The organism is Polynucleobacter sp. 39-46-10 (genome assembly GCF_002282275.1).
The window spans coordinates 1-6,709 of record NZ_NCJB01000121.1; the positions used below are offsets into that span (position 1 = coordinate 1).

7 protein-coding genes are annotated in these 6,709 nt (G+C 47.0%); all 7 read right to left on the minus strand.

Annotation, left to right across the window (positions count from 1 at the left end; genetic code table 11):
• Positions 1-21: 21 nt before the first annotated feature.
• Positions 22-1,116, minus strand: a complete 1,095-nt coding sequence (locus tag B7X71_RS10190) for an L-threonylcarbamoyladenylate synthase (protein ID WP_293598439.1) — start codon at positions 1,114-1,116, stop codon at positions 22-24.
• Positions 1,117-1,118: 2 nt separating this feature from the next.
• Complete coding sequence (locus tag B7X71_RS10195) at positions 1,119-2,303, minus strand: 5-(carboxyamino)imidazole ribonucleotide synthase (RefSeq protein ID WP_293600683.1); 1,185 nt, start codon at positions 2,301-2,303, stop codon at positions 1,119-1,121.
• A 3-nt stretch (positions 2,304-2,306) separates the two neighbouring features.
• On the minus strand, positions 2,307-2,801 hold the full coding sequence (gene purE / locus B7X71_RS10200; protein ID WP_215301991.1) for a 5-(carboxyamino)imidazole ribonucleotide mutase: 495 nt from the start codon (positions 2,799-2,801) through the stop codon (positions 2,307-2,309).
• Positions 2,802-2,882: 81 nt separating this feature from the next.
• Positions 2,883-3,779, minus strand: coding sequence for a phosphoribosylaminoimidazolesuccinocarboxamide synthase (locus tag B7X71_RS10205; RefSeq protein WP_293599207.1), 897 nt, complete (start codon positions 3,777-3,779; stop codon positions 2,883-2,885).
• Positions 3,780-3,786: 7 nt separating this feature from the next.
• Positions 3,787-4,851 carry a class II fructose-bisphosphate aldolase gene (fba, locus tag B7X71_RS10210; RefSeq protein ID WP_215301995.1) on the minus strand — a complete coding sequence of 355 codons (1,065 nt, stop codon included), beginning with the start codon at positions 4,849-4,851 and terminating at the stop codon, positions 3,787-3,789.
• A 61-nt stretch (positions 4,852-4,912) separates the two neighbouring features.
• Positions 4,913-6,349 carry a pyruvate kinase gene (pyk, locus tag B7X71_RS10215; protein ID WP_293598115.1) on the minus strand — a complete coding sequence of 479 codons (1,437 nt, stop codon included), beginning with the start codon at positions 6,347-6,349 and terminating at the stop codon, positions 4,913-4,915.
• A gap of 2 nt (positions 6,350-6,351) precedes the next feature.
• The coding region (gene pgk, locus B7X71_RS10220; protein ID WP_293600685.1) for a phosphoglycerate kinase at positions 6,352-6,709 on the minus strand (358 nt) is incomplete at its 5' end.

The window sequence follows — 6,709 nt, forward strand, 5'->3', positions numbered from 1 at the left end:
GAAAGGTCTAGATGCGCACGATCAACTCTTGGCATGGCTATTAAATGATGGGCCAGATCCAAAACAGGCGCGTTGAAGTCGATCTCGAACACCATCCCATTCCTCGCCCACCGGAGGCTCCGGAAACAGAATTAGATCCCAGCCTTGCTGATCTAAATCTCGCAAAGAGCGGTACAAGCGACTCGCAAATGCAGCACTATCACTAGGCACAATCACTTCCTCAAAATGAGCTGATGGATGCCCATCATCACCTAATGAAGAGTCTGAATCCCATACAGCAACTGCTACCCGCGACTTAATATCTGGGAACTCGCTGAGTGCATCCAAGACTCTGCCCGGCGCATACATTCTGAGAGGGGTTGTCGGAGCGTAATGGGCACGAAGACTACCAGAGACTCTTGGTGCATCTCCACCCTGCTTCACTAAATCACTTTCACCAGGCAAATAGACTTTAATACCCGTCTTGGTAAAAATTTCTCCTGGAGTAATGAGGCCTGGGCGCAATAAGACTGGATGCTCACCAGAAGATAAATCAATGATGGTCGATTCAATGCCGACTTCGCAGTCACCACCATCCAAAATCATGAGCTCCAACATACCTTCAAACTCGCTACGGACATCAGCAGCGCTCGTAGGAGATACTTTGCCGAAACGATTAGCCGAAGGAGCAACCACCCCACCCTTAAACTTACGCAGCAATTCTTGTGCAATCGGATGCGCAGGCGCCCGAATCGCCACGGTATCTTGACCGCCGGTAAGCTCGTTTAAAACGCTTTTATCTTTTTTAAAGACCAAGGTCAGTGGACCTGGCCAAAAGGCATTAATGAGTCTTAAGGCATCCTCTGATAAGTCTCTTACCCAGGGCGATAGAACTGGAACCCAATCGATTTGGGATTGATCAAACCTATCAGGGGCTGCCAAATGGACAATGAGCGGATGATTGGATGGTCTGCCTTTAGCGGTAAAAATCCGCTTAACTGCATCAGGATTCTTCGCATCTGCCCCTAAGCCGTAAACAGTCTCAGTCGGAAAGGCAACTAAGCCACCATCTCGCAAAGTTTGTACTGCTTCGTTAATTACCGCAGATGATTGTAGTGAGCTACTATCGCTGGACATTTCTAGGGCTCAATCCCTAATTCAAGCGCAACAGCTACGCAATTTTGACGCGCTTGGTTAAGTGACTCACCCAAACAATTGATGTGACCCATCTTGCGACCCATGCGTGGATCGGATTTTCCATAGAGATGTAACTTGGCATCTGGATGCGAGAGCACCTTATCCCAAGCAGGCTCTCTTGTCTTGTCTTCACTACCTTCATACCAAAGATCACCCAAGAGATTGAGCATAGAGACTGGTGCTAGCAAGCGGGTATCACCCAAGGGTAGACGAGCCATACTTCTCACTTGCTGCTCAAATTGACCGCTTACACAAGCATCCATGGTGTAATGACCTGAATTATGTGGACGAGGTGCAATTTCGTTGGCGATGATGTCACCGCTCTTGAGAACAAAGAACTCGACACATAAAACACCCACGTAATCAATCTTACGAATGAGTGCTTTTGCAGCTTCAATAATTTTTTTCTCTTGAGCTGGCTTCAGCGATGGGGCTGGCACAGTGGAGGTATGCAAAATGCCATCACGATGGATGTTTTGAGAAACTGGATATGCGACAACCGCATCATCATATCCACGCACCACCAAGGCAGATACCTCAAAATCTAAATCCATACGCTTTTCAAGAACACATGGCACCTTAGCCAATTCTGACCAAGCGGCAACTAAGTTGGCAGAGTCATAAACGGTAATTTGACCTTTGCCGTCGTAACCCATACGCGCGGTTTTCAGAATGCCAGGGAATAAATCTGCTGGAACATGGTCGATATCTGCATCACGCTCAATTACACAATAGGGCGCAGGGCCAATATTGGTTTCTGCTTTCCAGGTGGCTAAGAACTTTTTCTCAGCAACACGGTTTTGAGCCAAAGAGACGCAACTACTGCGAGGTGCCACAAAGACGCCTAAAGATTCGAGTTCGTCTAAAGCTTGTGCAGGAACATTCTCAAATTCCGTACTAACGGATTTACACAATGCTGCCATTTCTTTTAGCGCGGCAGAGTCGGTGTAATCGGCTTGAATGAATTTCTCTGCAATGGAACCTGCAGGGCTATCAGATCCAGGATCGAGCACGCAGACCTTAAATCCCATAGCTTGAGCAGCTTGGGTAAACATCCGCCCCAATTGACCGCCACCTAAAATCCCTAAATACGAGCCCGGCAAAATGGGCTCCAAACGATCTGCCATCTTTTAATATCCCGGCAAATTCATAGCGCGCGCAGTATCTGACTGCTTCACACGGAACTCTTCTAACTGTTTTGCTAAAGCAGCATCATTAACCGCCAAATTTGCAATCACATGCAAAGCTGCATTTGCGGCACCAGCCTCACCAATCGCAAATGTTGCCACTGGAATGCCCTTAGGCATTTGTACGATGGAATACAGAGAGTCTTCACCGCGTAGATATTTGCTAGCAACTGGAACACCATAAATTGGAACGATTGTTTTAGATGCCAACATGCCTGGCAAATGTGCAGCACCACCAGCACCAGCAATAATTGCCTTGAGACCGTTTTTGGAAGCATTTTCTGCATACGCAAACATATCGTCTGGCATGCGATGAGCTGAAACTACTTTGGCTTCATGAGCAATACCAAATTGCTCCAGCATTTGAGCGGCATGTTGCATGGTGTCCCAATCTGAATTGGATCCCATGACTATTCCGACTACTGGCTTTTTGCTCATTGACCTCTCCAAATGCCCTGATTTATATCGTTAATCTTTCTAAGGGCTTATTATCCCAGCCTTTTTACGGCATCTAGGAAATTAGCCTTTAGTTAAGCGAGCAAGGGCCTCACGGTACTTTTCAGCTGTTTTATCAATCACATCAGCCGGCAAAGCAGGCGCAGGGGCCGTTTTTGGCCAGGGCTTGCCGTCGACCATGGCTGTTTCTAGCCAGTCCCGAACGAATTGCTTGTCATAAGAGGGTGGATTTGCGCCCACATAGTAGGTTTCAGCAGGCCAAAAACGTGAAGAGTCGGCGGTGAGGATTTCATCCATCAAGACCAACTGACCAGCGTCATCTAAACCAAACTCAAACTTGGTATCTGCAATGATGATTCCACGAGTTGCAGCATATTCAGAAGCTTCTTTATATAAACGAATGCTGACCTCACGAATCTGATTGGCTAATTTCTCGCCAATCATCTCAATCACCTTATCAAAGGAAATGTTTTCATCATGCTCACCCACTTCAGCTTTAGCGGCGGGAGTAAAAATAGGCTCAGGTAACTTCTGCGCATTTTCCAAGCCTTCAGGCAATGCAATGCCGCAGACCTTGCCAGTTTCTTTGTAGTCTTTCCAGCCGCTACCCGCTAGGTAGCCACGCACTACTGCTTCAACCAAAATTGGCTTCAAGCGTTTAGCAACCACCGCACGACCTTTAACTTGATCCACTTCATCTGCTGGCACAACACTCTCAGGATCAATACCGGTCAAATGATTGGGAATGACCTTAGCCAGCTTCTCAAACCAAAAGTTGGCCATTTGATTGAGCACAATGCCCTTCTCAGGAATAGGCTGACCCATGACTACATCAAAAGCAGACAAGCGATCCGTGGTGATCATGAGCAGTTTGTCATCCCCCAGCGCATAGACATCACGTACTTTTCCTTTAGAAAGTAGAGGTAATGACTGAATAGAGGTGGCGTACAAAGCGGGCATATTTATCTCACTTCACGATCTGGGCTAATTTGCCACTCTTGTAAAGCTCTGCCATTTTTTCCAGGGGAATTGGCTTAATTTTGGATGCTTGGCCTGAGCTGCCGAAAGCGTTAAAGCGTGCAATGCACACTTTCTTCGCTGCTTCACGTGCGGGCTTGAGGTAATCACGTGGGTCAAACTTACTTGGGTTCTCAAACATATAACGGCGGATCGCACCGGTCATTGCCAAACGAATATCGGTATCAATATTAATTTTGCGAACACCATTCTTGATGCCCTCTTGAATTTCTTCAACAGGTACACCATAAGTTTCTTTCATATCGCCACCGAATTCACGGATCTCAGCAAGCAACTCTTGTGGAACACTCGATGAACCATGCATCACTAAATGCGTATTCGGAATACGTGTATGAATTTCTTTAATACGCTCGATAGCCAAGATGTCGCCTGTAGGCTTCTTCGTAAATTTATAAGCACCATGACTAGTGCCAATCGCAATCGCCAAGGCATCGCACTGCGTAGCCTTTACAAAATCTGCAGCTTGCTCAACGTCCGTCAGCAACTGCTCACGCGTCATCTTGCCGTCAGCACCATGACCATCTTCTTTATCGCCTTGCATAGTCTCCAAAGAGCCCAGAACACCCAACTCCGCCTCAACAGTAACCCCAATCGAGTGAGAGAACTTCACCACTTCTCTAGAAACATCGACGTTGTATTCATAACTGGCAACTGTCTTGCCATCGGCCTCTAGCGAGCCATCCATCATCACACTAGTAAAGCCGCTCTTAATCGCAGCCATACACACTGCTGGACTTTGACCATGATCTTGATGCATGACGACTGGAATATGTGGGTAAGCCTCTACCGCAGCAGAAATCAAGTGACGCAAGAATGATTCACCGGCATATTTACGAGCACCAGCAGAAGCTTGCATGATGACTGGGGAATCAGCTTCATTAGCCGCCTCCATAATTGCCGTAACTTGCTCTAAATTGTTCACGTTAAATGCTGGCAAGCCATAGCCATTTTCAGCAGCGTGATCCAAGAGTTGTCGTAGAGATACTAAAGCCATGATGGTCTCTTAATTAAAAATGTTAGTAATGAATTATTTGAATCAATATTTAAAAAGCGAATTACTTCACTTGAACAATCTTGAGTGAGTTCGTGCCACCAGGCTCACCCATAGGTTCACCAGAAGTCAGAACAACTACATCACCCTTCTTCACTGCCCCTAACTTCTTCAGGCAATCTTCAACCTCCTGCAAGGCGGTATCACGTTGCTTGGTGTAGTCCAAGCCAACAGGGAATACATTGCGATAAGTGCTCAAAGCACGCTGAGTGGCAATCTTTGAAGTTAAGGCAAAAATAGGCAAATGAATATTATGTCGACTCATCCAAACCGCGGTAGATCCTGAGTCTGTTAAAGCAGCAATCGCATTGGCATTGAGATGATGCGCTGTAAATAGCGCGCCCAAGGCAATTGTTTGGTCAATACGTGAGAAGGTTTGGTCCAAGAAATCGGTATCAAGCTTTACACGGTCAGACTTTTCAGCCTCAACACAAATCTCAGCCATCGCTTTAATCGTTTGCACGGGATACATACCAGCAGCAGATTCTGCAGACAACATCACCGCATCCGTACCATCTAATACCGCATTAGCAACGTCACTGACTTCAGCGCGCGTCGGCACTGGAGCATTAATCATGGACTCCATCATTTGCGTTGCTGTGATCGTGAATTTATCAGCCTCAAGTGCCAGCTTAATCATGCGCTTTTGCAAAGCTGGGACAGCAGCGTTACCTACTTCAATCGCTAAATCGCCACGCGCAACCATGATGCCGTCACTCTCCGCGATGATGCTGTTCAATGCATCAGGTTCAATCGCCTCTGCACGTTCTACTTTTGCAATCGTGCGCACTTTGCCAACACCATGCTTTGCGCTAGCGGCATCAGCCAACTTGCGGGCATAGGCCATATCTGCGCCATCCTTAGGAAAGCTGATTGCCAGAAAATCTACGCCCATCGCGATCGCCGCATCTAAATCGGCGATATCCTTTTCTGTCAGGGCTGGTGCAGTCAGACCGCCACCAGCACGGTTAATACCTTTGTTATTTGAAAGTGGGCCACCTTGCTCGACGAGGGTAAAGATCTCTCCGCCTTTAACATTCTCAACACGAAGCACAACTAAACCGTCATTTAGTAAAAGGCGATCGCCTGGCTTGACATCTTGTGGCAACTCTTTGTAATCCAGACCGACACGCTCTTGATTACCCAGCTCACATGCGACATCCAGAACAAAGTGTGCACCTTCTTTTAAAAGAATTTTGCTATCAACAAATTTACCCACGCGAATTTTTGGGCCTTGCAAATCGGCCATGATGCCCACTTCTTTTCCTACTTCTGCAGAAATGCTACGCACTAAATCATGACGTGCCTTATGGTCAGCAACAGTGCCATGAGAAAAGTTCATTCTCACGACATCCACGCCTGCTCGAATCATCTCGCGCAATACTTCTGGTTTTTCTGAAGCAGGGCCCAATGTGGCAATGATTTTTGTTGCTCTCAACATAGTTAGTCTTTCGCTCTTTCGGCCAATACTGCAAAGGCTGGCAAGGTTTTGCCTTCCAAGAATTCCAAGAAGGCGCCGCCGCCAGTAGAGATGTAATCCACTTGATTTTCAATGCCGTACTTCGCAATTGCAGCCAAGGTGTCACCGCCACCTGCAATGGAAAATGCAGGTGAATGAGCGATTGCTGCAGCCAACATCTTAGTGCCACCACCAAACTGATCAATCTCAAAAACGCCCAACGGACCATTCCACACAATCGTCCCAGCATGCGCCAACATGATGGATAAACGTGCAGCAGTTTTAGGGCCAATATCCAAAATCATGTCATCTTCTGCGACTTGATCAGCAGGCACACGGTTT

Bases quoted from the DNA above. Each gene is read 5' to 3' on its own strand.
- purE (WP_215301991.1), bottom strand. From the start codon at position 2,801: ATGAGCAAAAAGCCAGTAGTCGGAATAGTCATGGGATCCAATTCAGAT.
- pyk (WP_293598115.1), bottom strand. From the start codon at position 6,349: ATGTTGAGAGCAACAAAAATCATTGCCACATTGGGCCCTGCTTCAGAA.
- fba (WP_215301995.1), bottom strand. From the start codon at position 4,851: ATGGCTTTAGTATCTCTACGACAACTCTTGGATCACGCTGCTGAAAAT.
- B7X71_RS10205 (WP_293599207.1), bottom strand. From the start codon at position 3,779: ATGCCCGCTTTGTACGCCACCTCTATTCAGTCATTACCTCTACTTTCT.
- B7X71_RS10190 (WP_293598439.1), bottom strand. From the start codon at position 1,116: ATGTCCAGCGATAGTAGCTCACTACAATCATCTGCGGTAATTAACGAA.
- B7X71_RS10195 (WP_293600683.1), bottom strand. From the start codon at position 2,303: ATGGCAGATCGTTTGGAGCCCATTTTGCCGGGCTCGTATTTAGGGATT.